The following is a 1,025-nucleotide window of genomic DNA, read 5'->3' on the forward strand; positions in this document are numbered from 1 at the left end:
CCGCCGCGCGACCGAGATCTGACCGGGCGTCAGCGGCATCGGCTTGCGCGCCCGCCGCGCCGCGGCTTCCATCCGGTCGAACACGTCGGCCACCGCCACCGCCCGGCGCGGACGATCTTCGCCCGGCCCGCGATAGCCCGCGTCTTCGATCCGCAGTTCGTCGCGCGGCCCGGCCGTCTGCGCGCCCGGCACCACCTGCACCACGGTGAACGCCCGGCAGGCACCGCGCGCCGGGGCGACCGGGATCTCGGGGCCGCAATCCTCAGGCGGCGTGGCCGCGCGCAACATCGCCGCCATCCGCGCGTCCTCGGGGATCAGCCGCGACGCCGCCCGCCGTTCCCGATCCGACATCGCCGCCCAGACCGGCGCGCTCACACCCTCGGGGCGTTCGATCCGAACCGCCATCATCGCGCATCCCCCGCCGCCAGATCCGCCACCCGGCGGCACTTCTCGACCAGCGCCCGCCGGCGCGCCAGAAACGCCCGGTCCTCGGCATTCGGTTCCTGCCCGTAGCCGATCCGCTCTTCGAGGATCACCATCTGCCGGCGCGGCCCGTCGGCCTTTTCGCGGATCAGCGTCACCGCGTAGGGCGTCGGCCAGGACCGCTTGTCGCGCAGATGCGCCATCAGTTCGGGCGCCCAGCCCTCGGCGATGGCCGTGCGGCCGAGGTCGCCCCCGAACACCGCCCGCATCAGCGGCGAGGCCCCCTCTTCCGGCGGCTGGATCTGCCCCGCCCATTCGAGGATCTTGTTGCCGATCGGCATGCGGTCCTGTTCGCGCGCTTCCTTGCTCGCCGCCACCTGTTCCTCGAGCGCCATCAAGTTGCGCTCGGTCATGTAGGCGAGCCGCTGGCGCAGGTCGGCGCACATCGCCTCATACTGCGCCAGCCGCAGCTTGCCCGGCCGCGCCAGCCCCCTCCGCTCCAGCGCCTCAATCAAGAGGCTCTGCACCCGCTTTTCGCCCGTCGCCTGTTCCGTGCTGTCCATCGTCGTTCCCCTTTTCTCAGCCATCCACCGTCGTCTTCC

1 protein-coding gene and 1 pseudogene are annotated in these 1,025 nt (G+C 72.5%); both read right to left on the reverse strand.

The window, feature by feature from the left end:
* Window positions 1-408: pseudogene (locus CG50_RS15055) on the reverse strand (hypothetical protein); the annotation flags it as partial.
* Window positions 405-1,025, reverse strand: a 621-nt coding sequence (locus tag CG50_RS15060; protein WP_245615756.1) for a hypothetical protein, incomplete at its 5' end; no start/stop codon positions are given. The gene CG50_RS15060 and the pseudogene CG50_RS15055, both read right to left, overlap by 4 nt.

It is taken from the genome of Paenirhodobacter enshiensis (assembly GCF_000740785.1).
GTDB classification, from domain to species: domain Bacteria; phylum Pseudomonadota; class Alphaproteobacteria; order Rhodobacterales; family Rhodobacteraceae; genus Rhodobacter; species Rhodobacter enshiensis.